This is a genomic window from Pseudorhodobacter aquimaris, from assembly GCF_001202025.1.
Taxonomy (GTDB): domain Bacteria; phylum Pseudomonadota; class Alphaproteobacteria; order Rhodobacterales; family Rhodobacteraceae; genus Pseudorhodobacter; species Pseudorhodobacter aquimaris.
Window position 1 is genome coordinate 38,820 of sequence record NZ_LGHS01000046.1, and the last position, 26,470, is coordinate 65,289.

Sequence of the window (26,470 nt, forward strand, 5' to 3'; positions counted from 1 at the left end):
GTTTTTTCGATATCTTCATTGGGGATGGTGTGTTTGACGCCGTATAGATCAAAGCTATTTTGTGGAGCTTTTGGCAAAATACGCGTGTTATTTGCGCGGTTTTTAGCCGTTTTCCTGCGCTTATCTTATTGGGACATTGCTGTTATTTTTTGAAAATCCTGTCATTTTCCTCAAAATTGCCAGCAATTTGGTCTAAACCCTATATTGTCGGATACCAAAACAGGCGAACTCTGTTTTACGGATTGTCATATTTTTTATCGATTATAATGGGTTCCGTCGGATTCCGGTCATTTATCTATGGCCAACCGCTGAGACGCGGAGCGGAATCAGAGGTTGCAGGCCGCCGAAATTCCGGGCGGAGGCATATTAAAAGCGGTGGGCCATCACGCGTCAGTGCATGCTATCGGGTGAGGCCGGATGGTCGGGCGCGCCGAAAGATGCCCATGACACGTCTTACCCCGAGCGCCTGGAGCGCAAAATCTTAGCTGCATTGTGGTAGTTCATTAAATTTATGCACTCCGTTTTTCCTACAATTCGGATCGAGTAACCCCCACCTTTGCAGATTCTGCGATGATCCCCACATGATTTGATTAGATCCAAACAACGTGTTGTCCACCCAGACGAGGTGTTTACGCCCGTCTGGATTGTGGACGCTATGCCGGATTTTGTGGGTGGCGAAGCCGACCGCTTCGACGCGCGGCTTTTGGACCCTGCTCGTGGAAGTGGCAACTTTGTGATGCGTATTTTGCAGTGGCAAGGTGGCCGACAGCGAGATGGAATAAGGTAATTCAGACTTTCAAAAATGATATTAAATCTTGCTTGGATTGATGTGCTGTTTTGGGATCGAGCTTCTTTCTGACAATATTTCTGAAGCCCGTGAGAATATTTTGGCGATCTTTTGCGGATATTCGAACCTTTCCTTGACCGATACCGCCGCCTTGGCTGTCAGTTTCATCCTCTCGCAGGGCCTGCTCCGGGTCAACGCACTGACGATGCAGGCCACCGACATCGCGCCCATCACGTTCGTCAAGAGGGGGTGTCTGGGCTAGAGCAATTTCCTACCTCGCGATTTCCGTATGAATGTTTTGACCTGACCATCGGCTTTCATTGCCGAGGGGACGCTGTTCGCGGGGCTGGGCCGACTTGAGGTTTTCTTGCTGGTCAGTAGCTATCCCGCCGTAACCATTCTCATTCTTGCCACACCGTAGGGACGCGCACTGCGCAGGCACCGTTCACCCTGCGAGGGACGCATCCCAGATGTGCAGTCCTGCATCGCGACCCTGTCGAATGATGAGTTGTTAACGCGCCACTACCTTGCCAACCGGATGCTCTATATCCTCCCAGAGGCTTTGGCGTGGGACAACGGTGTAGCAAGCCCTTGGCCTAACCGCGACACTGCAGCCTAATAAATGTGAGCTATAGCATGCTTGGCGGTGTCATCTCTTTTGAAACCACCGTATTGCTGTTGCGATAATAACGATCTGACTACGGGGGCGCGGCATGGCGATCAAGAAAAGCGACATATATCGATCCCTTTGGGAAAGCTGCGACCAGCTGCGTGGCGGAATGGATGCGTCGCTCTATAAAGACTACATCCTGACACTGCTGTTCGTGAAGTATGTCTCCGACCGTGCGGGGCTTGCGGATGCGTTGATCGAGGTGCCGGTGGGGGCATCTTTTACCGACATGAAGGCGCTGCGCGGGTCCAAGGATATCGGCGAGGGGATGGACACCATCATCGCCCGCATCGCCGAGGAAAACGATCTGTCCGGCGTTATCGACCTGAACCGCCCCTTGTTTGCCGGAGACCTTCAACCTGACTAAGGATGAGGGCTATGGAAAAGAGTAAGACATCAAACCGTTATTCACCCGCTGCCCGGCAACGCATGTTTACATGCGTGAGAGGGGGAGATGCGGGCGCGCGCTGTTCGCATGGTGCTGGAGCATCAAGGCTCCTATGAAACGCAATCTGCGGCGGTAGCTGCCATTGCCCCCAAGATTGGCTGCATCCCAGAGACATTGAGGGTCTGGGTTCGGCAGGCGGAACAGGACAGCGGGGCACGGGACGGTGCGACCAGTGCTGAGCGTGACAAGATCAAAGAACTGGAACGTGAGGTGCGCCAGCTTAGGCAGGCAAACGAGATCCTACGCAAGGCGTCGGCGTATTTTGCGCAGCCCCTTACGCGGTTTGAAGACAAACCGCTGCCGGGCAGCGGGAACTCGACCGCCCGTTCAAGCCATGATCGGCTTTATTCGTTGCCCGGCAGGGCATTGCGCAGCAATGGCCCGAGAGGGGATGATCATCGCGTGGTCCATGGGGTCGGGTCGATCTGCAGGGTGCTGCCGATTGCCCCATCCATTGCCCGGCAGGCGAATTGCATGGCAATTCGGCCGAGAGGGGACCTACTACGCCTGCCTCGCTGTGCGCGCCGATCCGTCCAAGGCCTCGGCACGCCAGCAGCGGGATGCGGTCTTGCGGCCAAAAATCCAGAAGGTCTGGGATGACAACTGGGAGGTTTATGGTGTCCGCAAAGCCTGGCGGCAGCTGTGCCGTGAAGGTGAAGCTGTGGCGCGCTGCACCGTGGCTCGCCTGATGAAGGGCATGGGTTTACGGGGTATCCTTCGAGGAAAGGCTATGAAAACAATGGCCCCCGATACCTCAGTTCCATGCCCTCGCGACAAGGTGAACCGCAAGTTCCGAGCGCCAGCGCCAAATTTGTTGTGCCCTCTCGCCGATACTGCGTATCGTCTGTCGGGTAACAGGTCAGCGACTTCACTTATGTCGCAACATGGCAAGGATTTGTTTACGTCGCCTTCGTGATCGACACCTTCGCCAACCGCATCGTCAGCTGGAAAGCATCGCGGTCTGCCAAGACCGACTTCGTCCTCGATGCACTTGAGCAAGCGCTTTATGCCCGCCGTCCAACCTATCAGGGCGGGCTTATTCACCATAGGGACCGCCCCTCTCGGGACATTGTTGCACAATGCCCTGCCGGGCAGTGGGCGGGCAGTACGTGTCCATTCGCTACACCGAGCGCTTGGCAAAGGCGGGTATTGAGCCATCCGTTGGCAGCGTCGGCGACGCCTACGACAACGCTTTGGCTGAGACCATCAACGGCCTTTACAAAACCGAGGTCATCCGGCGGCGCAGTTCATGGAAAACAATGGAAGAGGTCGAGTTGGAAACCCTAAAATGGCCTTACGGCGATGCAAGAGCATCGCCTACCGGCTTATAGGTCGATTGGTTCAACAACCGCCGCCTGCTTGAGCCCATCGGAAATATCCCACCCGCAGAAGCAGAGAAGGCCTTCTATGCAAACTTGAACACACTCGATATGGTCGCGTAACACGGACTAATTGGTCTCCGGTGAAACCGGGGCGGTTCATATCCATATCTTAAAGATATATCACTAAGTCGCAATTTTGGGGCTGAACAACCGGATCAGCCCCCGCAGTCCCTGTGGTCTGGTTAGGGACTTAGGGTTGCCGTGAGGTGGAATGCGGCAACATAGTCCGGTTCGTGGCTAATTCTAATATGGCTCTCGGTTCTGGTATTCACTTTTAGATGGCTGAAAGGGGTGTTGCGATAAGTTCAAAGAATCTTGCAGATTGAACCCATGCGGCGCTTGTTGTGGCAATAGGTTAGCAGCCCGGATAAAATCGCCCTAGCTAGCATTGTGGCGATCAGAACTGGAAAGAACCGATCCTAGCAATGCACTGGTGCTGTTTGTTTAACTGTGTTGTTATTGTATCGGCGCGCATTTGACGAAAGGTTTGTTTTTCATGCTTAATTCTGTGGATCGGTTGACGACAAGAGTTTTGGATGCCGCGCGGCGTAAGCTCTTGGAGACGGGCACCCGCAACAGGCTGATACATGTAAATCGGGCTAACCAGCGGTCGAACACGCTGAACATCATCAATGAACGGTCAGACGACATTTTCGATATGTTGCGCGATCAGGCCAAACGCATGCGGTTCAAGCCGATGGGTAAGGATCGCAAATCCGGCGAGGAGCAGGACGACGGACAGTTTAACCTTTTGCCGGATGAAAATGAGACGGCAGAAAGTGCGGGTCCTGAGCGGTTTACCGACCAGTTTCTTGAAACTCCACTTGGCCCCGAGGCGCAGGCGCGCCGGCTGTTGCGGCTTTTTAGCGATGCCCGCACAGCCGAGGAAGAGCAGGGGTTGAACATTCTTTACCTCGCGCTGGGATTTTTGAAATGGCGCGAAAGCAGCAGTTCCGATGTTTGGCGTGAGGCGCCGTTGGTGCTGCTTCCGGTTGAATTGGTGCGCAATGAACGGACCTCTACCTTTGATATTCGCGCGCGCGAAGATGACATCACTACCAACCTGCCACTGCAAGAGCGCCTGCGGCAGGATTTCGGTATCCTTTTGCCTGAAATTGACGAGGGCGAAGCGTGGCAGCCTTCGGCCTATTTTGACCAAGTAACTGATGCGGTCTCGGGCCAACCGGGGTGGGCGGTTGATGCGGATGGGATGCAGCTTGGGTTTTTCTCTTTCGCCAAATTGTTGATGCACCGCGACCTTGATCCTGCTGCGTGGCCTGACGGTGGGTTAACGGAAAGCCCTCTTTTGGCTGGGTTGTTGGCCGAAGGCTTTGATGGGGGCACATCGATTTTCGGGCCCGATGACAAGCTTGATGTGCTGTTGGACCCGGCGGATATCATTCAGGTTGTTGATGCCGACGCGTCGCAGACTAAAGTGATTGAAGAGGTTCGACGCGGGGCCAACCTTGTCGTGCAGGGGCCGCCCGGCACAGGGAAATCGCAGACCATCACCAATCTGATCGCGGCGGCGGCGCATGATGGCAAAACGGTGCTGTTCGTCGCCGAAAAGATGGCGGCATTGTCGGTTGTGCATCACCGCTTGGTGCGGTCGGGGCTGCGTGATATTTGTTTGGAATTGCATTCCCGCAGTGCGAATAAAAAGGCATTGGCGCAAGAGCTTGGCCGAACATTGATGGCCAGCGCAGCAGCGGTGCCCGATGTCTCTGATGTGACCAGCCTGCGCAAGAACCGCGATGCGCTCAATAAGATTTCTGACCTGCTCCACATGCCGGTGGGCGCAGCAGGTGACACACCTTTTCGTGCGATGTCCGAGATCATCGGCCTGATCGGGCGGGGCGCACAACCGCCGTCAATTCCGCTTGTTGGTCTTGAAAATCTTGGGCCGCCGCAACGAAGGGCCGCTCTGCAAGCCATTGTGCGATTCGTTGAGGCGCTAAAGGGTGTCGGTGCGCCAGAGACACATCCTTACCGAGGAGTAGCCGAATACAACCTTCAGCCAACCGACCTTGCCCGTTTAAGCGGAGAGTTGGGGGCCGCCGCCGCCGCATTGACAGCTGTTTCCGCTGAAGCCGCAAGCCTGGCGATGCCATTGCATCGGACTGTGCCAGGTTCACTTGCCGATGTTACCGCCTTGGTGGCCAGCTTGGAGGTATTGGCATCTGCACCCGATCAGGCGCAAACGTTTGTCACGCAAAGCCTGTTCAATCGGCTGGGCCAATCGCGCTTGAGCGAGGCATTGACCGCTGGTAGTGATTGGGCCAAGGCGCGCCGTGCAGCCGAAGGGCGGTTTGCGGCTGTTGCCTGGTCAGCTGAGGTTGGATCGCTGCGATCTGCCATTGCGGGCGGCCAGGCCTCATTCTTTGCGCGGCTCTTTGGGCCCTATCGCAAGGCGTCAGCTGCGTTGGCAGGGTTATTGTCGGGCCCGCTGCCAAAGCTAGCAGGCGACCGACTGGCCTTGGTTGATGAATTGCTGGAGGTGCAAACCCACAGACAGAGCCTTGCCGATGAGGAAGCTTGGCTGCAAGCCGCTTTGGGCGAAAATTGGCGCGGTGAACGCACAGAGTTTGCTGGGACAATGGTTGTGTCAACGTGGCTTGCCAAGGCAAAGGCGGCGGGTTTTACCTCCGCTGCCGACGTTATGACCGCATTGGGGAAAACGGATGCCCCTGGGCAAGCGGCCCAAGCGGTGGCTGCTTTGGCAAGTGATGCGCAGCAAAAAGCTGAAACGCCAATCGCGCGGCTCAAGCTTGATCTTGAACAGGCCGACCTTGGACCCGATATGGCGGACTCAGATATGGCTGATCTGGCCGCCGCCTTTGAACTAATGCGCGCGGATAGCGGTCGCTACGCTGATTGGGCGGCACTGGCCCGTGCGACCGCGCAGGCAGTAGAAAACGGGGCGGGCGGCGTGATCGATGCTGTTGCCGATGGTCGCACTGAACCGGCATTGGCCATGGATGAATTCTTCTATGCCTGTGCTGAGGCCCGTTGGAATGCAGCGCGTGTGGCAAAGCCGGAATTGGAGCAGTTGGCCGGAATGGATCGCCACGACCTTGTGCGGATGTTTCAGGCAAAGGAGCGCTCGCGTCTAAATGATGCCCAAGCGCTTATCCTTGCCCGCCATTTTACACAGATACCTCGGGGCAGCATGGGCGAGATGGGGGTGATCCGCGGCGAAATTGGCCGCAAAAGCCGGCACAAGCCCATTCGATGGGTGATGAAAAATGCGGGGTCAATGGTGCAACGCATCAAACCGGTTATGTTGATGAGCCCAATTTCGGTGGCGCAGTTTTTGCCGCCGGGAATGGTGATGTTTGACTTGCTGGTAATCGACGAGGCATCGCAAATTCGACCCGAGGATGCATTGGGCGTGATAGCCCGCGCGCGCCAAATTGTTGTGGTCGGGGATCAAAAGCAGCTGCCGCCCACGTCCTTCTTTGATCGCCTTGTTGATGAGGCTGACGACGAGGAGGGCGACGACGAAATGCCTGTGGGGGCAACGGCTGCGGATATGGAAAGCATCCTTTCGCTTTGTGAGGCCAAAGGTTTGCGGTCGCGCATGTTGGAATGGCATTATCGATCCCGCGATCCGTCGCTGATCCGGGTATCGAATGCCGAGTTTTATGACGATAATCTGGTTCTGCCGCCGTCGCCATTGCAGCTTGACCCGAATTACGGCTTGAAATTTCGTCGTGTGCCGGGCGTCTATGCGCGCGGCAAAACCACGACCGCGCGGGCAGGCACCAATAAAGTTGAGGCGCAGCATGTCGTCAAAGCCGTTGCCGAGCATGCCCGCTCTAACCCCGACTTGTCTCTCGGCGTCGTCGCCTTTTCCAAAGCGCAGTCCGATACACTGACCGAGGCGTTGGAGTATGAACGCCGCCGCGACCCTGTTCTTGATACCTTTTTGCGCGAAGGGCGGGCCGAAGATGTGTTCGTTAAGAATATTGAAAACGTGCAAGGCGATGAACGTGATGTGATCTTTATCTCGGTCGGCTATGGTCCGCAGGAACCAAACGGGCGATTGGCCTCTATGTCTTTTGGCCCGGTGAATGGGGAAGGTGGCGAGCGCCGCCTGAATGTGCTTTTTTCGCGCGCCAGAATCCGTTGCGAGGTTTTTGCCTCGTTCGACCCCGGCGATATTGATCCAAGCCGCTCATCGCGGGATGGTCCCCGTGTTTTGAAACGCTTTCTGGACTATGCAAAAACCGGCATTATTGAGGAGCAGGTCGCAACGGGCTTTGATGCCGATAGCCCGTTTGAAGAGGATGTCACCCGCGTTATTCGCGGCCTTGGCTATGAGGCAGATCCACAAGTTGGCACGGCCGGTTTTCGCATTGACATTGGGGTGCGTCACCCTGATCGGCTTGGTCAGTATATCGTGGCCGTCGAATGCGATGGGGCGTCGTATCATTCGGCACTTTGGGCGCGCGAACGTGACCGTTTGCGTCAGGATGTTTTGGAAGGCTTAGGTTGGCGCTTTCACCGAATTTGGAGCACCGATTGGTTTCACCGTCGCGACCATGAGGTCCGCCGCCTTGCAGACGCCCTTTTGACTGCAAAAGAGTTGGCCTCAGATGGAATATCAGTTCCTGGCGCGAATGCCGGAGGGATGCTGCAAGCGGCTACGGCCGCACCAGATGCTTCAGCACCGATTGAGATCGGGCATCTGGAGCTTACGGCCCCAGCTTATCAGCGTGCGGAAGTGTCAGTCCGCAGCACTGTTGAGCCACACGAAGCGCCTGTGGGGCAGATCGGTGATCTGATCATTAAAATTGTCGAGATCGAAGGCCCTATCCATATCGATGAGCTCGCGCGGAGGATTGCAGCAGCCTTTGGCAAGGCGAGGACAGGTGGCCGGATCGTTGATGCGACCCACCGGGCACTCAACGCGGTGCAAAAACGCAGCGACAGTAGTTTGATAACCGTGGGCAAGTTCGTCCTGACCGAAGGGCAAGCCACCGCTCCGCCAGTTCGTGACCGTAGGGCCGAAACAGGTGCAATCCTGAAGGCCGAATGCTTGCCACCAATGGAAATCTCTGCAGCAGTGACCCGCATTCGCAACGAAAGCGGCATCATGCCCCCCGAAGAAATGACCAAAGCCGTGGCGCGATTGCTGGGGTTCCAGCGGGTCGGGCCGGACTTGTCCGAGGCTATTCTGGCGGTTGTCATGGCGGATTAAGCGTTGCCGTGTAAAATGGACGTTTCGGCCCAAAGCTGCAGCTCAAACCTCCGAATTCATGCCGCACCCCCATTTTTCCATATGGCGCTGACCCCTCTGAAATATGACAATCTCATGAAACGTCAGCGGAATTATTGCGGTGGGTCACGGCGTTTCGGAAAGCTGGGGCGACTTCCCGCAGGATTCATCATCCTCGAGAGAGAAAGCCAAAATGACGTATGATCCTGCCTCCGTCTCTGTCGCCTAAGTGACGGGCGTGGCGGTTGAAACGCAAGACACTACCGTGTGGGATCAGATCCATCAATTTTGGTGTGCGGCAAGTCCGCACTTTACAGAAGCATATCGGCCCATTCATAATCAATGAAGAGTATAGGTGCTGGATACCTCGATCCGAGCAGTCCATCATATTCGATGACTGTTTTTAGTTAAGGGGGGCCGGGTGAAACGGCAGGGAAATTTTGTATGTGGTCCGACACCGAAAGTCGCATTGACTATTTGAACTACTCGGAAGTTTCGGAGATGATCGCCGAGATATTGTTAGACGACTCAATGTTACCCACATCAATCGGGGTGTATGGGAGCTGGGGGGTTGGCAAGTCTAGTATCTTACGTCTGATTTCTCAAGAACTGGCGGATAGTCGGTATGTGGTCGTCGACTTCGATGCCTGGCTCTACCAGGATTTTGACGAGGCGAAGTCGGCCCTGATGACCGTAATTGCGAAAAGCCTCTACGCAGCGGCTCCCGAAGGACATAAAGAGAAGGCCGCGAGCTTTTACCGCCGAGTAAACAAGCTGAAGGTTATGGGGATCGCCATGGACCTAGGCGCGCTGGCGATGGGCGTCCCGACCTTCGGTGGAATAACCAAGGGACTGGGCGCGCTTGGCAACGTCTTTCGCGGTGAGGGTGGTGCTGAGGATGTCGGTGATATCCGCGGGGCGATCGCCGAGGGGAACGAACAACTCGGCGGCTTGCTCCAAGAAAAAGAAAAGCGCAACCCGCCGGAGGAAATCGAAGCCTTTCGGGAGGAGTTTGCCAGCCTTCTTGAATCGATAGACCGAAGACTGGTCGTGTTTGTCGATAATCTGGACCGATGCCTGCCGCCAAATACGATTGCCACCCTTGAGGCCATGAGGCTGTTCCTGTTTCTTCCTAAGACCGCTTTCATCGTTGCGGCCGACGAGGACATGATCAGGCATTCCGTCGCGAAACACTTCTCCGGACCAGGGGACCGACATGTTTCAGATTATCTGGACAAGCTGATCAACGTGCCAGTTCGTGTGCCGAAGCTGGGGCTGCAGGAGGTCCGGGCATATCTTTTCATGCTTGCCGCCTCCCAAGGTGGCCTTGGTGAAGAGGTTGTGGAAAAACTCCGTGTCACGCTTATCGAAAGGCTGCGTCGAAGTTGGTCTGATGAGCCGCCGATTACGGTAGAAGAGGTGGCTGCCATACTGCAGCTTCAGCCCAGCCATGCCGTCCTGCGACATCTTGATACGATGGATCAGGTAGCGAGTCAGCTGGCTTACGCCGAGCGAGTGCAGGGTAACCCCCGTATTGTGAAGCGACTTCTGAATGTCATTCGCATGAGGGCTGCCGTAGCGCGGCGCCGGAAAATGCCTCTTGATGAGGGTCTGATTGCAAAATTGGCTTTGTTCGAACGTTGCACGGACGGGGATGCCATCCGCTCTTTCGGACGGCTGGTCAATAATGCGCAAAGCGGAAAAGTTGATCTGCTGAAAAGCCTCGAGGCCACACTCTTCGAAGACGATGAGGCTTTCGAGAGCCAACTCCCGAAAGAATGGCAGAAACACAAAGCGTTCATTCAGGACTGGCTGCAACTTGATCCGCCGTTGGGCGGTGTTGACCTGCGTGCCGTTTTCTATCTCTCTCGAGAGACCCTGCCGATCCAGCCCATATCGGCTGGCTTGAGTCTCGCAGCTGTTGCGGCGCTCGAAGTATTGCGAAAAACTGTTTCTATGACATCCAAAGTCTCACAGGATGCAATTTCCACACTCAACCCAGGCGAGATAGAGAGTGTTATGGAAGAATTGTGTTTGTCCATGAATCGAAATCTGGAATGGACCAAGATTAGGGCCGATTTTCGTGGAGCGGTTCTTCTGGCGCAAACGTCTGCGGAGGCTCACGCGCGCTTGGTGCGTTATGTCGGGTCTCTGCCCAAAGTGCCGCCGTGGATGGCGAGTCTTATGAAGGACAAGGGGCAGTAAAGTATGGGCACGTCAGCATCCTCTAAAGGATCCGGCAGAGATCAACCCCTGGTGCCACCATGGGCAGACGATGAACCCGGCAAGCCAGTTCCGCAGCCAGAGCCCAAGCGCTTTCAGGCGTTTCGTCGAAACTTCGGAAAATACTTACAAACCGGGGATCAGCAAGACCTCCAACGCTCCCTAGGGCATTATGCTCGCACCGCAACCGGCGGGAGCTCTGTTGGTCCGCGAAGATTCGGAAGCGTTTATACTTCGGGCGGCGATCTCTACTCTGTCCTATCCTCTCTCGGAGGGGACGGGATTCTGGCTGACGATCGGGGGCTTTCAAAGGCTTCGCTTACCGGACAACCACTTGACGTTGTCTGCCAAAGACTGAGCGAAGCGCTCGCGCCAGCCAATGGCGATGCGGACCGGATCCGAGAGTCAATCGATCAGGCGATGATCGAAGTGCTGGGTGAGGAGGAATTTGACCCTGGACGCCTGGATGATGAGACGATCCAAAGAATCCTTGGTGAGTATCTTTCGCAGGCTGTGTTTCAGGAAATCGTGGAAGAAGTCGGTGGTTCCTGGGCAAATGGAACGGCCACTAGCACTCCCGAGGCCGAGGGCGCGCTCCTCGAGACCATTAGAGCGGTTATTGAGGTCAATCTCAGTCCTCGGCTCGAAGGGAAGAGCAACATCGTGCAGGCCGATATTCGACAGTTTATGCGAGAGACGATCAACGAGGTCTGGGCGGCATGGGAGGCATACGGTGAGTAAGCTTGTGTTTCACCTCGACAAGATCACCCTACCCGCGATCACGGAGGACGGTCGGCTTGATGTCGTTTTTTATGGACCAAGGCCGATGCGACAGGCGACCGGGTCGGTTGGGAATCAACTTCCTTCGGCGATTGCCGGACTTGGGGTCAGGGTAGATGAGCGTGCGTTTGACTTTCTCTCGATAGCAATGGCAGTCATCGCGGCCGATACGTTTGTCGATCGCGGCCGGTGTGCTGCGAACGGCTGGTCCAGGAAAATTGAGATCGATATCCCGCTTGCCCAGCCTGCGGTCTGGGCTCCCGTGCTGCCGATCTTAAAGCGAGCGCTCGATTTCCTCAGTGGCGATCAATGGGCTATATCGGTTAGGTCTGGCGGCCCTCGTCCACCGAGTCAGGCTGCGATACTCCGGAAACGTAAGGCGGTCGGGATAGGGTCGGCTGACTGTGTGTCGCTTTTCTCAGGGGGACTCGACAGCCTTCTCGGTGTCAGTAAGTTGGTCGCCAGTGGCCGGACTCCGGTTCTCGTCAGCCACTCCTATCGCGGTGACAAAAGCTACCAGAGGAAGCTCGCTCCCCAGTTGGGGAAACAACTGCCATGGTTTGAGGCAAACGCCCACCCGGCAAAGACGGGTGGTGGCCCGAACGATACCAGCATGCGGACCCGTAGCCTTGGCTTTCTGGCCTACGGCGCAGTGGTCGCCAGCGCGGTGGCATCTAAGCGTGGGGCCTCAAAAGGAACGGTAGATCTGTTTGTCCCGGAGAACGGCTTCATCGCCCTGAATGCTCCCCTGACGCGCAGGCGTGTCGGGTCACACAGCACCCGGACCACGCATCCACATTTCCTCAGCCTTATCCAAGATGTCCTAGATGTGGTAGGGTTGCCGGTCCGGCTTGCCAATGAGTTTCGGCATCAGACCAAGGGTGAGATGATGGACGATGCCGCGCGAGCTGGGCGTCCAACGGCCATCTTTTCCGGGACCGTTTCCTGCGGCAAGTGGAAGCGGAAAAACACACAGTGCGGCTACTGCGTGCCCTGCTTGATCCGTAGGGCAGCGTTCTTCAGAGCCGGGATCGACGATCAGACCCGCTATCGCTATGATGTCATCAGTGCGTGGAAAGATCTGGAGATCCGCGACGACCTTCTCGCAATGGTGCTCGCCTCGAGGGAGGGCGCCGAGAATCTGAAGGCAAGGGCAATCGCAAGTGGTCCACTGCCACTCCAGATCGGCGAGCGGGACGGCTGGTTTGGTGTTCAAGAGAGAGGCCTTGCGGAGGTCCGCAACTACCTTAGAAGCAAGGGGATACCCGATTGATTGATTTTCACTGCCACCTTGACCTGTTTCCTCGACCAGCGGCTGTTGTGTCTGAGGTCGAGGCGGCAGGGATCTATCTTCTCTCAGTCACGACCACCCCTAAGGCTTTTGCCAAGACTGCCCGACTGCCAACCAAGTCATCACGAATCCGAACCGCGCTCGGCCTTCACCCTCAACTCGTCCATGAACGGCACCAAGAGGTCGATCTTTTTTGCCGCCTAATCTCAGAGACCCGTTATGTCGGGGAGATCGGACTCGATGGCGGAAATGAGTTTGCGCGGCACCTTGACCTACAAAACGAGGTTTTCAACAGGCTGTTGCGATCCTGCTCAGATGCGGGGGGCAAGATCTTGTCCATCCACAGCAGGCATGCGAGCGGTGAGGTGCTGGAGGCCCTAAAACAATATCCGGGTTGTGGAATACCAATTCTGCACTGGTTCACCGGTCCCATCCGTGATGCCGAGCGGGCCGTTGAGCTTGGTGCTTGGTTCTCGGTTGGACTGCCAATGTTGCGAAGCAAGCGGGCGGGATCATTACTGGCCAAGATCCCTAGAGAGAGAATTCTGACGGAAACGGATGCCCCATTCGCCTCAACCAAGGGCCACAGTTACCCTAGAGAAGCTCTGTCTTCTGCCTTTGCCGAGCTGGCAAAACATTGGAAATGCGAGCCGGAAGATGTAAAGCAACAGCTTTTGGGCAACCTTAGGCGCGTTGTCGAAACCAATCGCCCAGCTGGCACTGACGTTGCCGTTTCAGAGGGCAGATTGACCACCCAATCGGCGAACCGATATTGCCCAGCAACTCCACGCCGTTGAAAAGGCCATTGCACAAGCCAAGCGCACACTGATCCAAGACCATACCGACCATTGCCTTGATACCGCTGCGGGGGGGCCGGATGCCGGTTCGCCAATAACCACCGAGTTCAAAACCATCATCAAATATCTTTGAGGCCCCCATGCTCGCTGTGCTTGCAGACCGCACCTATCGTCACCTTTTTCTGGCCCAAATCATCGCCCTGCTGGGGACCGGACTTGCGACGATCGCACTTGGGCTGCTGGCCTTTGATCTGGCGGGGGACCGCGCGGGGCTGGTGCTGGGAACTGTCTTTACAATCAAGATGGTGGCCTATGTGGGTATTGCGCCCATCGCGGGGGCCTTTGCCAACAGGTGGCCGCGCCGCACCATGCTGGTCAGCCTTGACCTGATCCGGGCCGCAGTCGCGGTTTGCCTGCCGTTTGTCAGCGAGATTTGGCAGGTCTATATTCTGATCTTTGTGCTGCAATCGGCCTCTGCCGCCTTTACGCCCACGTTTCAGGCAACCATCCCCGACATTCTGCCCGAGGAAGACCGCTACACCCGCGCCCTGTCGCTTTCGCGGCTGGCCTATGACCTGGAGAATATAATCAGCCCGATGATGGCGGCGATTTTGTTGGCCTATTTCAGCTATCAGGCATTGTTTTTTGGGACGGTATTTGGCTTTGTAGGCTCCGCCGCTTTGGTTGTTTCCGTGCTGCTGCCCAGCCCAAAGGAAACGGCGCGGCGTGGGATTTACGACCGCACAACGCGAGGGATGCGCATCTACCTTGCCACACCGCGTTTGCGTGGGCTTTTGTCACTGAACCTTGCCGCCGCGGCGGCGGGCGCGATGGTGCTGGTCAATACGGTTGTATTGGTGCGGTCTGATCTCGGGCTGGGTGAGGCACAGGTGGCCTTGGCCCTCGCCGCATTTGGGGGCGGCTCCATGCTTGCAGCCCTTGTTTTGCCGCGGCTTCTGGATCCCGACCCGATCGACCTGTGATGATTGTTGGCGCTGTTGTGCTGGTCGTCAGTCTGCTTGGCCTCGCCGCGCTGACGCTGATAAGCGGCGTCGGCTGGTATCCCCTTTTGGCAGGGTGGTTGGTGATCGGGGTGGGCTATTCCACGGTTTTGACCCCATCCGGACGGCTGCTGAAACGCTCGGCACATGCCGAAGACAGGCCCGCCGTCTATGCTGCCCAATTTGCGCTGTCTCATGCATGCTGGCTGGTGGCCTATCCATTGGCTGGTTGGCTCATCACCGATTTTGGGGCGGCAACGGCGCTTGTCGCGCTCGCGGGTCTAGCGGCTATCGGACTGGCTGGCGGCATATTGCTTTGGCCGCGCAGCGATGATGTGGCGCTTGCGCATAGCCATGACGACCTGCCAGCAGATCATCCCCATGTGCAGGATGGACGCAGCCACAGCCACGTCATCATCATCGACGATTTCCATCAACATTGGCCGCGTTTGCGCGAGTGACGCAGCGGGGCAATCACCGCGTCAAGTTGTTATAAGGGCAGACATCATCCGCAAAGGGCACATGTCGTCTGCGGAACTGCGTGCCCTCAATGGCTTTGGGGTCGCTGATCCGATCCATTCGAAAATGCCGGAAGTCGTCGCGCGCCGGGTCCCAACCCACCCAATACCACAGGGGCGACAGGATCAGCATGGCCTGCGGTTCGACCTCGCGCAGCGTTTCGGCCCCTTTCGCATCGCGATATAAAAACCTGAGGTGGAGTTGCTGCAAAAATGCAGTCTCGAACGCTGGCAGCAACGCAGGGGTGATCGGCCCAAGATCGGAAAGATCTTGCTGCGGCGATAGCTGCCCAATATGCAAACAATCCAGAAACCGGCGCAGATCGCGCACTTTATCGGGTGGCAAGGACCGCTCAATCTTGGCCAGACCCGCATCAGCAAGATCAGAAAAGGGCAAGTTTTGCGCCGCCCGCATCGCAGCAACGCTGATAAGAAGCGCAAACACCTCGGCCACCGATAGCCGCGCCGTGGTTTGCATGGATTGCGGGTCAAGCTGCACACCGCCACCCCGCCCCGTTTCGGAATGGATGACAAAGCCCTGATCGCGCAATGCACAGATGTCGCGCAGAACCGTTCGTCTTGATGCGCCAACGCTTTGCGCCAGGGCGTCGATGGTTGACGTGCCGTTGCGGCGAAGGATGCGCACGATGGTATCATGGCGAAGGCGAATGTTCATGTTTACACACTACAGTTTTTGGTGACAAATTTTGGCACCAAACTATTCTAAGCAGGTCTCATACGTATCAACAAGGAGACTTTGAGAATGCAACGCACCGCCGTAAACCCTTGGGACTGGTCCTTGAACCTTGGCTACAATCAGGCTGAGATCATTACGGGGACATCGCGTCAGCTTATTTGTGCCGGTCAAACCGCTGTTGATGATACGGGCAAACCCCAGCATCTTGGCGACATGCGAGGCCAAATCGGCCTCGCATTGGACAACCTGGAAGCCGTGCTGGACGGCGCGGATATGGACCTGCGCAACATCATCCGGCTGGGTGTATTTACGACCGATGTGGATGAAGCGCTGAAGAACTTTGACCTGCTGGGCATGCGATTTGGCGCCATCCGTTGCGCCCCGCCGATGACGTTGCTTGGCGTGACCCGCCTCGCACTTCCCGGCTTGTTGTTCGAAATCGAAGCCACCGCCGCAGCGTAGTGGACCGGGGCATCATCGGCCATTCCGAGGGTTTATCGGAATGGCCGTTTCGCTCGTCGCGGCAGTCACAACCAGATGTGCATCCGTGCGCATAAAGCCCGACCCAACGTTGAAAGACGGCCAGATCTAGATACTCACTCCCGTTGGCAACTGAACAACTGCTTCTAGCCCCCTCCCTGCCAGATTTCGCAAGATTACCGAACCGCCATGCGCCTGAATGATGGTCCTTGCGATGGCAAGGCCCAGACCAACGCCGCCGGTATCGCGGCTGCGTGACGCTTCAAGTCGCATAAACGGCTCAAAAACAGCCTCAAGCTGATCATCGGGCAACCCTTGGCCTTGATCCGCGATGCGAATAACGACATGCCCTGGCTCTTGCGACAGGGTTATATTTGCGGCGCCACCATAGCGAACCGCGTTATCGATCAGATTGCGCAAAGCACGGATCAACGCTTGGGGCCGGATGGTGACGGGCATCGGACCGGAGGCTGCGAGGCTTGCGCGCCCCTCTCCGACATCGCTTGCCAAATCAGCCAGCAACGCGGTGAGGTCAACCGTGGTGGCGGGCTCTTCCTTGGCCGCACCGCGCGCAAACGCGAGTGTGGCCTCAACCATCGCCTGCATTTCCTCGACCAAAGCCTTTAACCGAATGCTGTCTTCGGTTTCATCTAACAGTTCGATCCGGAGCCGCATTGCCGTCAAGGGCGACCGCAAATCATGGCTCAGGGCTGCAAGCATATGTGTGCGCTCTTTCACGAAGCGGGTCAGGCGGTCTTTCATCTGGTTAAAAGCCCGCGTTGTGTCGCGGACCTCGGACGGTCCGGTTAACGGCAAAGGGTCTGTATCAAGCCCGCGTCCCAGCCGGTCGGCGCCGATGGCAAGGACGCGCATTGGACCAACCACCTGCCGCGCAGTCCACCACACCACCAGAAAAACCGCCATCACCATCAGCAAAAGCGGCAATAAGGCTTGTGGTGAAAGCTGAAGTGCGGGGCGGTGAAACATCGTGCGGACATTCAGCCATTCGCCACCAGCAAGGCGGATCGAAAGCGTCATCTCGATGGGATCAGTGCGGCCGGCCATCATCGCTTCGTGCATCGGGCGCATTGCAGCAGGCATACCTTCGGGCATGGCAAGTGGAGCGATTGCAAGGGCATGGACATCTGCCCGCACCTCGCGCGACGGATCAGCCAGAATTTGCCGGATTTGACCTAGGACAAAGGTAGCCTCACTGCTGTCATGGGGCGCTTCTGCCTGCGGCCCAACCGTAAACCTGACCAGTGGCGAGTCCGCAGACCGCAGGATAGACGAGCGTAGCGCGGGGGGTGCATCATCCAGCAGCAAGACCACATTTGCCGCGCGACCGGCCGCCTCTAGGCCCAAGGCCGCGCGCACAGCCCGGTTCCTCTCATCCGTTAACAACAGAAGGCCCAGCCCCTGTGTGATGGCGAGTGCAAGTAACAACATGGCCAGAAGTTGACCACCCAGCGATTGAGGAAATACGCGGCGTAGACTGGAGCGCTGGGTCATGAAACCGCCCTCACGTCGGCAGCAAGGCTGTATCCACCGCCCCATACGGTGGTGATCAGCGCAGGTTTGGCTGGATCGGCCTCAATCTTGCGGCGTAGGCGACTGATCTGGTTGTCGATGGTACGATCAAAGACCTGCGCCGCGCGCCCCGAGGTCAGATCAAGCAACTGCTCTCGGGTAAGAACAAACCGCGGGCGTTCGAGAAACACCGTAAGCAGGCGAAATTCGGCGGTGGTCAGGGCCACGTCAGCCCCATCACAGCCGGTTAGGGTTCGGCGGTCGGTATCCAATTCCCACCGATCAAATGCCAGTTTGTGCCCTGCAAGACTGCCCCCCACCACTTCGACCCGGTCGGACCGGCGCAGGATCGCCTTGATACGGGCCAACAACTCGCGCGGATTGAACGGTTTTGGCAGGTAATCATCGGCCCCAACCTCTAGCCCGACGATACGGTCTGTTTCGTCACCCAAGGCGGTCAGCATCAGGATCGGGTTTTCACCCTTTGCGCGCAACCTTCGGCAGACCGACAGGCCGTCCTCTCCTGGCATCATCACATCAAGCACGATCAAATCGAACTGCCCAACTTGCAGCAGTGCATCCATTGCGACAGCATTTGCGGCAGAGGTTGCACGCATCCCATTCTTTTCCAGATACTTCACCAGCGCATCGCGGATTTCGCGGTGGTCATCGACGATCAAAATATGGGGTGTTTGGGTCATTTCAGGGCCTCCTTATGCCGACCCTAGCCGAACCTGCTAGCACCGCGCACGAAAGATTATAGCAAATCGTCTGGATATCTCGCTTTGCGACAGTTTGATACAAAGTCCCTTCCCTTGTGACAAACTTTTGGGACATCCGGCGCCTAGATTGGCTTCATCACATATCCAATCAAGGAAATATAGAATGAAACGTTCACTGAAATTTGCCCTCGCTACTGTTGCCACTCTCGGCCTTGCGGCTGTTGCGGTGCCTGTCATCGCCCAGCAAACCCACGGGCAGCACGGCGGGATGTTGGGCGGTGGTATGGGCAAGATGGGGGGCCATGACAGTATGATGGGTGGCGGCATGGGGATGATGATGGGAGGTGCCCAAAACTATGCGATGGCTACGTTTGACACTGATAAAGACGGCACGCTTAGCACCGAAGAAATGACTGCGGGCATTCAAGCCGAACTCAAAGCCTATGACACCGACGCGAATGGCACGCTGTCGCTTGAAGAATTCGCCGTAATGCACGCGGCCCATACCCGGCCAATGACCGTGCGAGCCTTCCAGATGCATGATGCAGACGGCGATGCGCAGGTGACAGAGGCCGAAATGGCGGGCATGGCCGCGATGATGCAAGACCACATGGGCGAACAACAGAACGGCATGCAAGGCATGCGCAAAGGCATGATGGATAACAACTAAAGCGCACGCAATGCTTGCCAATCGGGCGTGGTCCGGTTGGCAGACCCAACGTAAACACAAATCAGGAGGATGTGATGATGGGGGGCTATGGTATGGGCATTGGTTTCGGCTGGCTTTGGATGATTGTTATTCTTGTGCTGGTCGGTCTCGCGATTGCAGCGCTGATTAAATATCTACGCAAATAGGTCCGTTTCCAACATATGTTTGCGCAAAGCGCCTTCAAATTGGGAACCGTCAAGGCCCAAAAACCGTTGGACTACAAAGTCATAATTGGGAGGTATCAGATGATCTATGGACGCTTCTTTGCGATGATCGCGACATCGACTGTCGTTATGTTTGGGTTGATGTATTTGAACACTTACGCACTTGACCACATCTTCTTTTCGCAAACGCGCATGTGGATGGCGATTTACATGGGCGCTGTTATGGCAATCATCATGCTCGCTTTCATGCTGGGCATGTATACCAATAAAAGGGTCAACATTGCGATTTTCGCCGGCGCCGTTGTGACTTTCGCGCTTTCGCTTTGGTTGGTCAGAAGCCAAGAGACGGTCGACGATCTATCTTGGATGCGCGCCATGATCCCGCACCATTCTATCGCCATCCTGACCAGTGAACGGGCCGATATTTCCGACCCTCGCGTCAGGGCACTTGCCGACGCAATCATTAAAGCACAGCTGAGCGAAATCGCTGAGATGAAAAGATACATCGTAGATATCGAGGCGAATGGCGAGGCCGCTCCGGGCACCCCTCGCAACCAAGGCAACTGACCTCTTCTTGGTTGAACAAGCGCAGAAACCCGACGCAAAAACCATCGCCGTGATTTGCGTCGGGTTTGTGCTTTTGCGATGTCACCCGTTTGTCTTTCTTCATCGCCAAGTGATGAAATTGGGTTGCCGCGCTAAAAGTTGAGAAAATGCTTGAGCTTCCAGTGACTGGAAGCCTCGGACTGGAACAAATCAAACGAAAGTCGGCACGTTATGAAACACGATCATCAGCACTCAACGCCTGGGATTCCCGAGGGGGCAGAGACGGAAACAGATCCGGTTTGTGGAATGACGGTAAAGGTTTGCCCCGATACACGAAACGCCAAGTTTGAGGATAAAATCTTCCATTTCTGTTCCGAAAAATGCCAAACGAAGTTCAAAGGCGATCCGTGGTTTTATGCGTCGGACCGGGCTGCGGCGGGTAAGAAAGCTGCCCCCGCAGATGCGCAGTATACCTGCCCGATGCACCCCGAAATTCTCCGCGATGAGCCGGGGTCTTGCCCGATCTGCGGCATGGCACTGGAACCAGTTATGCCCTCGGATGAACCCAGCCATGAGCTGACGGATTTCACCCGCCGGATGTGGATATCGGCGGCGGCAGCGGTGCCTCTTATCGTGCTGACAATGGGCGAGCTTGTCGGATTGCCCGTGCGCGACTGGCTCGGCCATCAGACGGCCAGCTATCTGGAGTTTGTATTGGCAACCCCAATCGTGCTTTGGGCCGCATTGCCGTTTTTCAAGCGGGGCTGGGATTCGATGACCAACCGCGCGCCCAATATGTGGACCCTAATCAGCCTTGGTGTGGCTGCGGCCTATCTTTATTCCATCGTCGCGACGTTTCTGCCGGGCGTCTTCCCCGAGGCTTACCGAATGGGCCAAGGTGTCGGCACCTATTTTGAAGCGGCGGTTGTCATTATTGCACTGGTCTTTGTCGGCCAAGTGCTGGAATTGCGGGCGCGCGAGCGCACGGGTGACGCGATCCGGGCGCTCTTGGATCTAGCCCCAAAGACCGCACGGCGGATTTTGCCAGACGGCACAGAATATGATGCGCCATTGGAAAACATCATGGAAGGGGATTGGCTGCGTGTGCGCCCAGGTGATGCGGTTCCGGTAGACGGCGTGGTGGTTGAAGGGCGGTCCAGCCTTGATGAGAGCATGCTGACGGGCGAGGCTATGCCAGTCGAGAAAGGTCCGGGCGATGCTGTGACAGGCGCCACAATCAACAAGAACGGCTCGCTGGTGATCGAAGCGGGCAAGGTTGGGGCCGATACTGTGCTTGCGCAAATCGTGGCTATGGTGACGAATGCACGGCGTTCGCGCGCGCCAATCCAAGGCATGGCCGACCGGGTCTCTGCGATTTTCGTGCCGACCGTAGTAGGAACGGCGATTTTCGCATTCATAGTGTGGATGGTGTTCGGCCCTTCGCCTGCATTGGTTTATGCCATCGCATCTGCCGTCTCGGTGCTGATCATTGCTTGCCCTTGCGCACTTGGCCTAGCCACCCCGATCTCTATCACCACGGCCGCCGGACGTGGGGCGCAAGCAGGCGTGCTGATCAAGGATGCCGAAGCGCTGGAACGCATGGCGGGGGTTGATACCTTGATCGTCGATAAAACTGGCACCCTGACCATGGGCAAACCAAAGCTGACCGATACCGTGGCGTTTGGCGATGTAAATGAGGCCGAGATTCTTTCGCTGGCGGCGGCGCTTGAGCGTGGCTCGGAACACCCCCTTGCCGAAGCGATTGTTGAAGGGGCCGAAGCGCAAGGTGCCACACGGCGCGAAGCTGCGGATTTTGAAGCGGTCACAGGCAAGGGCGTGCGCGGCACCGTTGGCGGGCGCAACGTGGCGCTTGGCAATACGGCTATGATGCAGGACATGGGTATTGCGACGACGCAGGCCGAAGAAGCGGCCAATAGCCTGCGGGCTGCGGGCAAGACTGCGATGTTTGTAGCGGTCGATGGATCTCTTGCCGGTATCGTGGCGGTGGCAGATCCGATCAAGGACTCAACCGCGCAGGCCATCAAAGAGCTGCACGCTCAAGGGCTACGCGTGATTATGGCAACCGGCGACAACGAACGCACGGCGCAGGCTGTAGCTGGAAAGTTAGGCATTGACGAGGTGCGCGCGGGTGTTTTGCCAGAAGACAAGAAGGCGTTAATTGACGCGCTACGCAAAGAGGGCCACAAGATCGCGATGGCAGGCGACGGTGTGAATGACGCCCCAGCCTTGGCCGCTGCCGATGTTGGGATTGCGATGGGCACCGGCGCCGATGTCGCAATGGAAAGCGCGGGCATCACCTTGCTGGGCGGCGATCTAATGGGCATCGTGCGGGCGCGTAAACTGGCCCGCGCTACTCTTCGCAATATTAAGCAAAACCTGTTCTTTGCCTTTGCCTATAATGCTGTTGGCGTGCCGATCGCGGCGGGGCTGCTTTATCCCGTAACAGGCCTGTTGTTGTCGCCCATGATTGCGGCAGCAGCGATGAGCCTGTCTTCGGTATCTGTCATCACCAACGCGTTGCGTTTGCGGCGCATAGATTTGTAAGAACATCAAAAGGAGAAAACCATGACCAAACTTCACGTTCCCGACATGAGCTGCGGCCACTGCAAAGCGACGGTTGCAAAGACGATCCACGCCCTCGACCCCGAAGCACGGGTTGATTTCGATATGGACGCACGCCAGATCACGGTGAACAGCGGGTCTCGTATGGCAGCGATACAGGCAGCGCTTGAGGTTGCAGGATATCCCACCACCCCGATCTGAGGCTTGGGTATGAACGTCATGCGGGTATTTGCAGTGTGCAGCCAAAGGGTTGCACATTTCTTGCAAGGAATAGCTGCACAACATCCAAGTCACAGAATTGTTAGAAACCTTCCAGTAGCAGGATGGCTTGACGGCTGTATGCCATTCGGTCAAGTGTAAAGAATGATAGCAAACCGCGCCATAACAATGCTGATCAAGGCTCTCGCGTGCCTTGTTTTGGTGTTTTCTATTGCGCTGTTTCCGCCATCAGCCGCGCATGCCGCCTCGGGCATGCACTCTAGTATTGATACCAATCATCGGCACGTCAACGCCGTGCCGCCGCACCACGCGGCCCATAACGACGCAACACATCATGCCGAGGCAGCAAAGGATGTGCAGGCGCAGGGTGGTCACTCTGATGCCGGTTCCAATCAGTGTTGCAGTGGCATTTGTTTGACTGCGATTTTGATCGAAGGGCCAATTTTGCGCGTCGGTCAGGTGTCAAACAGCCAATATATCGTTGCTCCTACACGGATGACCCATGTTGACCCGACAGGTTTTTTGCGCCCCCCAAAACGCTTGATCTGACCGTAAGCCCGTAATCGGGCTGACATTCTGCGCGCACAACGCGCACTCAGATCAACAATCGGGTTAGACATAATGAAATCCAATATCCTTGCCGGGGCATCTGCCCTTGCGCTTGGCGCCTGTGCGTATACGCCCACGCCGCTTCCGGTCACGCTTGCCCAAACTGCACCGACTGATCCCACAATTGTCTCCAAGATGACCTATGGCGACCCGCTTGCGGGCTACACCTATCGCGGCCCGACAGGCCCGCGCGATTGGCGCGAAGTCAATCAAGAACAGACGGAGGGCAATTGATGAAATCCTCCAAATTCCCGCTTATTTTTGGGTTTCCACTGGTTTTAGGCGCGTGCTCCGGATTGGTGCCAAGCGACTATACCGATGCCAAAGCCGGGTTTGCCAGCGTGTCGGGTCAAATATCAACGGCGATCGGCAAGCGCACGGTATTTGCCCAAACCCAAGCTGAAAACGCGGCTTTGTCGCGCGAAGTTCACGGCATGGTTCACCAAAAGACCATATCAGCGGACACCGCCGTTCAAGTGGCTTTGTTGAATAACAAAGGCTTGCAGGCGTCTTACGCGAATGTCGGGTTGTCGGCTGCCGAGGCTTGGCAGCAGGCGACCCCCGTAAACCCCATTGTGTCCATAGGGCTGCTGGGTATCGGCGCGCCGGAACTTGGCGGGTATCGCGCCATTGAAGGGCTGGTGCGCGCCAATATTTTGGATGCGACCACCCGAAAACAACGCATGGCCCTTGCCGAGACAGGGTTTCAAAAAGCGCAACTGACGGCAGTGAATGACACGCTGGCTTTGGCCAATCAAACACGGGCGGCATGGATCAATGCGGTTTCAGCGTTTGAGACTGTTGGCTACCTTAGCCGCGCCAAGCAGACCTCGGATGCAGGGTCAGAGCTTGCACGAAAACTGGGCGAAACAGGCGCGTTGAACAAAGCCGGACAAGCCCGCGAGCAGGCGTTCAATGCGGAACTAGCAGGGCAACTGGCGAAAGCCCGCCTGAATGCAGTGCGGACCAAGGAAGATCTGACGCGGCTGATGGGGTTGTGGGGCACCGAGGTGGATTACACCGTGCCCAACGCCCTACCCGCCCTTCCGCGTTCGGTTGGTCGCATCGCGGGTATCGAGGCAAAGGCGCTTGGCAATCGGGTCGATCTACGGATTGCAAAGCTGGGGCTTGATGCCCAAGCCAAAGCCTTTGGCCTGACCGATCAAACGCGCATCGTCAGTGATCTGGAGATCGTTGCCGGCGCCGAGTTGGAGCGTGAGGTCGATGCCGGAGGAGCTATCAAAACGGTTCCCACCCAGCAGGTCGAGCTTGAGTTTGCCATTCCGATCTTTGACAGCGGCAAAGCGCGGATGCGCAAGGCCGAGCTGATGTATCTGCAAGCCGCAAATGTGCTGGCGGAAAAGGCCGTGAACGTGCGGTCCGAGGCGCGGGTGGCCGAGACCTCCTATCACTCTGCCTATAAAATCGCGCGCCATTACCGCGATGTTCTGGTCCCCTTGCGGGCCACCGTCGAGGAAGAAGGCCTGCTGTCCTACAACGGCATGATCACCAATACGTTCGAGCTGCTTACAGATGTGCGCGAAAAACTGAGCGCCGAACTGGAAGCCGCAAATGCAAAACGCGAATTCTACATGGCTCAGGCCGATCTGACCGCTGCGATTTATGGCGGCGGCGTAGGCAGTGCGGGCGGTGACACAGGTGCAGCAATCGCCGCTGGCGGCGCAGGGCATTGAAAGGACTTATGATATGTTGAACAGACGTCAATTGATCGGGGTTGGTGCGGGGGCTGCACTGGTTTCCACGCAAGCTTGGGGAAAAACGACCAACATGGGCCTGCCGGACGCTGCCGAAATGGACAGCGCGGCAACGCTTATTACACCGCGCCCAAGCTCGGGGCCGGATTACACGCCGGTTGTCACCCTGAACGGCTGGACGCTGCCGTTTCGGATGAACGGCAACGTCAAGGAATTTCACCTTGTTGCCGAACCGGTGGAGCGCGAACTGGCCGATGGTATGATCGCGCATCTTTGGGGCTATAACGGCCAATCGACAGGCCCGACGATTGAGGCGGTCGAAGGCGACCGTGTGCGCATTTACGTTACCAACCGCTTGCCCGAGCATACCACAGTGCATTGGCACGGGCTGATCCTGCCCTCGGGCATGGATGGCGTGGGCGGCTTGTCGCACCCCGGTATCCCGCCCGGCAAAACCTATGTGTATGAGTTTGACCTGACCAAATCCGGCACTTTCATGTATCACCCGCATGCAGATGAAATGGTGCAAATGGCAATGGGGATGATGGGGTTTTTCATCGTTCACCCCAAAGACCCAAACTTCATGCCCGTGGACCGCGATTTCCTGATCATGCTCAATGCATTCGACATTGATCCTGGCACTTACGTTCCACGCATCATGACGATGACGGACTTCAATCTGTGGACCTGGAACAGCCGTATTTTCCCCGACATCGACCCGCTGGTCGTGAACCGGGGCGATAAGGTGCGGGTGCGGGTCGGCAACCTGACCATGACCAACCACCCGATCCACATGCACGGCTATGACTTCAAGGTGACCTGCACCGATGGTGGCTGGGTGCCGCCGTCTGCGCAATGGCCAGAGGTGTCCATCGACATTCCGGTAGGGGCGATGCGTGCCTATGAATTTGTGGCCGATCATCTGGGCGATTGGGCCATCCATTGCCATAAATCCCACCATACCATGAATGCGATGGGCCATGATGTTCCTACCTTTATCGGCGTCGATAAAAAGCCGCTGACCCAAAAAATCCGCCAGTTTCAGCCCGAATACATGCCGATGGGCACGGCAGGCATGGCCGACATGGGCACGATGGAAATGCCACTGCCCGACAACACCGTGCCAATGATGACCGGCTGGGGGCCATATGGCCCGATTGAAATGGGCGGCATGTTCTCGGTTGTTAAAGTCCGCGAAGGCATCGGCTCTGACGATTATTCCGACCCCGGCTGGTATGAAAACCCACCCGGCGAGCAAGCCTACGAATGGACAGGCGAGCTGCCGGAATTTGCCACCAACACCAACCCGAAAACCCAAATTACCCCTCGGCCTGCGAATACCACCGAAGGCTAACGTAACCACGGCGAAAAGCCGTAT

The 26,470-nt window shown here is 56.8% G+C and carries 20 protein-coding genes, 2 pseudogenes and 1 other annotated feature; of the genes and pseudogenes, 19 read left to right on the forward strand and 3 right to left on the reverse strand.

Annotated features, from left to right (window positions below; genetic code table 11):
• The first annotated feature begins 815 nt into the window (after positions 1-815).
• The 10 genes and pseudogenes from AKU94_RS06685 (at position 816) to AKU94_RS06735 (ending at position 15,061) form a co-directional block, all read left to right on the forward strand.
• Positions 816-1,049 carry a hypothetical protein gene (locus AKU94_RS06685; RefSeq protein ID WP_157056451.1) on the forward strand — a complete coding sequence of 78 codons (234 nt, stop codon included), beginning with the start codon at positions 816-818 and terminating at the stop codon, positions 1,047-1,049.
• Positions 1,050-1,500: 451 nt separating this feature from the next.
• Complete coding sequence (locus AKU94_RS06690; RefSeq protein ID WP_050526530.1) at positions 1,501-1,824, forward strand: type I restriction-modification system subunit M N-terminal domain-containing protein; 324 nt, start codon at positions 1,501-1,503, stop codon at positions 1,822-1,824.
• A gap of 108 nt (positions 1,825-1,932) precedes the next feature.
• A pseudogene (locus tag AKU94_RS19100) lies at positions 1,933-3,347 on the forward strand (IS3 family transposase).
• Positions 2,160-2,355, forward strand: a sequence feature (AL1L pseudoknot). It overlaps the preceding pseudogene by 196 nt.
• A 436-nt stretch (positions 3,348-3,783) precedes the next feature.
• Positions 3,784-8,490, forward strand: coding sequence for a DUF3320 domain-containing protein (locus tag AKU94_RS06705; RefSeq protein ID WP_050526531.1), 4,707 nt, complete (start codon positions 3,784-3,786; stop codon positions 8,488-8,490).
• 462 nt (positions 8,491-8,952) lie between these two features.
• Positions 8,953-10,713: a KAP family P-loop NTPase fold protein gene (locus AKU94_RS06710; protein ID WP_050526532.1), complete on the forward strand. Its 1,761-nt coding sequence runs from the start codon at positions 8,953-8,955 to the stop codon at positions 10,711-10,713.
• Between the two features lie 438 nt (positions 10,714-11,151).
• Positions 11,152-11,472, forward strand: a complete 321-nt coding sequence (locus AKU94_RS06720; protein WP_050526534.1) for a hypothetical protein — start codon at positions 11,152-11,154, stop codon at positions 11,470-11,472.
• Entirely contained in the window at positions 11,465-12,784 is a 1,320-nt protein-coding gene (gene qatC / locus AKU94_RS06725; protein ID WP_050526535.1) for a Qat anti-phage system QueC-like protein QatC, read from the forward strand. Before AKU94_RS06720 ends, qatC begins: the two co-directional genes overlap by 8 nt.
• On the forward strand, positions 12,781-13,599 hold the full coding sequence (qatD, locus tag AKU94_RS19105) for a Qat anti-phage system TatD family nuclease QatD (protein WP_083444975.1): 819 nt from the start codon (positions 12,781-12,783) through the stop codon (positions 13,597-13,599). Before qatC ends, qatD begins: the two co-directional genes overlap by 4 nt.
• A gap of 7 nt (positions 13,600-13,606) precedes the next feature.
• On the forward strand, positions 13,607-13,732 hold the full coding sequence (locus AKU94_RS19110; protein ID WP_456300035.1) for a hypothetical protein: 126 nt from the start codon (positions 13,607-13,609) through the stop codon (positions 13,730-13,732).
• 7 nt (positions 13,733-13,739) lie between these two features.
• Positions 13,740-15,061 (forward strand): annotated as a pseudogene (locus AKU94_RS06735) (MFS transporter).
• 13 nt (positions 15,062-15,074) lie between these two features.
• Here AKU94_RS06735 and AKU94_RS06740 read toward each other — a convergent pair.
• Positions 15,075-15,794 carry a helix-turn-helix transcriptional regulator gene (locus AKU94_RS06740; RefSeq protein WP_050526537.1) on the reverse strand — a complete coding sequence of 240 codons (720 nt, stop codon included), beginning with the start codon at positions 15,792-15,794 and terminating at the stop codon, positions 15,075-15,077.
• A gap of 87 nt (positions 15,795-15,881) precedes the next feature.
• On the opposite strand from AKU94_RS06740, the gene AKU94_RS06745 reads away from it, so the two are divergent.
• Positions 15,882-16,277 carry a RidA family protein gene (locus tag AKU94_RS06745; RefSeq protein ID WP_050526538.1) on the forward strand — a complete coding sequence of 132 codons (396 nt, stop codon included), beginning with the start codon at positions 15,882-15,884 and terminating at the stop codon, positions 16,275-16,277.
• Between the two features lie 126 nt (positions 16,278-16,403).
• On the opposite strand, the gene AKU94_RS06750 is transcribed toward AKU94_RS06745, so the two are convergent.
• Together AKU94_RS06750 and AKU94_RS06755 are read right to left on the reverse strand one after the other, a co-directional pair.
• Positions 16,404-17,807, reverse strand: coding sequence for an ATP-binding protein (locus AKU94_RS06750; protein WP_050526539.1), 1,404 nt, complete (start codon positions 17,805-17,807; stop codon positions 16,404-16,406).
• The gene (locus AKU94_RS06755) at positions 17,804-18,526 is read right to left on the reverse strand and encodes a response regulator (RefSeq protein ID WP_050526540.1); all 723 of its coding nucleotides are present in this window, start codon (positions 18,524-18,526) and stop codon (positions 17,804-17,806) included. The genes AKU94_RS06750 and AKU94_RS06755 overlap by 4 nt, the downstream gene beginning before the upstream one ends.
• A gap of 184 nt (positions 18,527-18,710) precedes the next feature.
• On the opposite strand from AKU94_RS06755, the gene AKU94_RS06760 reads away from it, so the two are divergent.
• The 8 genes from AKU94_RS06760 (at position 18,711) to AKU94_RS06795 (ending at position 26,446) form a co-directional block, all read left to right on the forward strand.
• Positions 18,711-19,217 carry an EF-hand domain-containing protein gene (locus tag AKU94_RS06760; protein WP_050526541.1) on the forward strand — a complete coding sequence of 169 codons (507 nt, stop codon included), beginning with the start codon at positions 18,711-18,713 and terminating at the stop codon, positions 19,215-19,217.
• 284 nt (positions 19,218-19,501) lie between these two features.
• The gene (locus AKU94_RS06765; protein WP_050526707.1) at positions 19,502-19,987 is read left to right on the forward strand and encodes a DUF305 domain-containing protein; all 486 of its coding nucleotides are present in this window, start codon (positions 19,502-19,504) and stop codon (positions 19,985-19,987) included.
• Between the two features lie 210 nt (positions 19,988-20,197).
• Positions 20,198-22,531: a heavy metal translocating P-type ATPase gene (locus tag AKU94_RS06770; RefSeq protein WP_050526542.1), complete on the forward strand. Its 2,334-nt coding sequence runs from the start codon at positions 20,198-20,200 to the stop codon at positions 22,529-22,531.
• Between the two features lie 21 nt (positions 22,532-22,552).
• Entirely contained in the window at positions 22,553-22,750 is a 198-nt protein-coding gene (locus AKU94_RS06775) for a heavy-metal-associated domain-containing protein (protein ID WP_050526543.1), read from the forward strand.
• 162 nt (positions 22,751-22,912) lie between these two features.
• Positions 22,913-23,317, forward strand: coding sequence for a hypothetical protein (locus tag AKU94_RS06780; protein ID WP_157056452.1), 405 nt, complete (start codon positions 22,913-22,915; stop codon positions 23,315-23,317).
• Positions 23,318-23,389: 72 nt separating this feature from the next.
• Positions 23,390-23,611, forward strand: a complete 222-nt coding sequence (locus tag AKU94_RS06785) for a hypothetical protein (RefSeq protein WP_050526545.1) — start codon at positions 23,390-23,392, stop codon at positions 23,609-23,611.
• Complete coding sequence (locus AKU94_RS06790) at positions 23,611-25,071, forward strand: TolC family protein (protein WP_050526546.1); 1,461 nt, start codon at positions 23,611-23,613, stop codon at positions 25,069-25,071. The genes AKU94_RS06785 and AKU94_RS06790 overlap by 1 nt, the downstream gene beginning before the upstream one ends.
• A 13-nt stretch (positions 25,072-25,084) precedes the next feature.
• On the forward strand, positions 25,085-26,446 hold the full coding sequence (locus AKU94_RS06795) for a multicopper oxidase family protein (RefSeq protein ID WP_157056453.1): 1,362 nt from the start codon (positions 25,085-25,087) through the stop codon (positions 26,444-26,446).
• Positions 26,447-26,470 lie beyond the last annotated feature (24 nt).

Excerpts from the sequence above, each read along its gene's own strand:
- AKU94_RS06785 (WP_050526545.1), top strand. The coding sequence starts at position 23,390 with ATGAAATCCAATATCCTTGCCGGGGCATCTGCCCTTGCGCTTGGCGCC.
- AKU94_RS06745 (WP_050526538.1), top strand. The coding sequence starts at position 15,882 with ATGCAACGCACCGCCGTAAACCCTTGGGACTGGTCCTTGAACCTTGGC.
- AKU94_RS06755 (WP_050526540.1), bottom strand. The coding sequence starts at position 18,526 with ATGACCCAAACACCCCATATTTTGATCGTCGATGACCACCGCGAAATC.
- AKU94_RS06770 (WP_050526542.1), top strand. The coding sequence starts at position 20,198 with ATGAAACACGATCATCAGCACTCAACGCCTGGGATTCCCGAGGGGGCA.
- AKU94_RS06790 (WP_050526546.1), top strand. The coding sequence starts at position 23,611 with ATGAAATCCTCCAAATTCCCGCTTATTTTTGGGTTTCCACTGGTTTTA.
- AKU94_RS06795 (WP_157056453.1), top strand. The coding sequence starts at position 25,085 with ATGTTGAACAGACGTCAATTGATCGGGGTTGGTGCGGGGGCTGCACTG.
- AKU94_RS06780 (WP_157056452.1), top strand. The coding sequence starts at position 22,913 with ATGATAGCAAACCGCGCCATAACAATGCTGATCAAGGCTCTCGCGTGC.
- AKU94_RS06760 (WP_050526541.1), top strand. The coding sequence starts at position 18,711 with ATGAAACGTTCACTGAAATTTGCCCTCGCTACTGTTGCCACTCTCGGC.
- AKU94_RS06705 (WP_050526531.1), top strand. The coding sequence starts at position 3,784 with ATGCTTAATTCTGTGGATCGGTTGACGACAAGAGTTTTGGATGCCGCG.
- AKU94_RS06710 (WP_050526532.1), top strand. The coding sequence starts at position 8,953 with ATGTGGTCCGACACCGAAAGTCGCATTGACTATTTGAACTACTCGGAA.
- AKU94_RS06750 (WP_050526539.1), bottom strand. The coding sequence starts at position 17,807 with ATGACCCAGCGCTCCAGTCTACGCCGCGTATTTCCTCAATCGCTGGGT.
- AKU94_RS06720 (WP_050526534.1), top strand. The coding sequence starts at position 11,152 with ATGATCGAAGTGCTGGGTGAGGAGGAATTTGACCCTGGACGCCTGGAT.
- AKU94_RS06775 (WP_050526543.1), top strand. The coding sequence starts at position 22,553 with ATGACCAAACTTCACGTTCCCGACATGAGCTGCGGCCACTGCAAAGCG.
- AKU94_RS06765 (WP_050526707.1), top strand. The coding sequence starts at position 19,502 with ATGATCTATGGACGCTTCTTTGCGATGATCGCGACATCGACTGTCGTT.
- AKU94_RS06740 (WP_050526537.1), bottom strand. The coding sequence starts at position 15,794 with ATGAACATTCGCCTTCGCCATGATACCATCGTGCGCATCCTTCGCCGC.
- AKU94_RS06690 (WP_050526530.1), top strand. The coding sequence starts at position 1,501 with ATGGCGATCAAGAAAAGCGACATATATCGATCCCTTTGGGAAAGCTGC.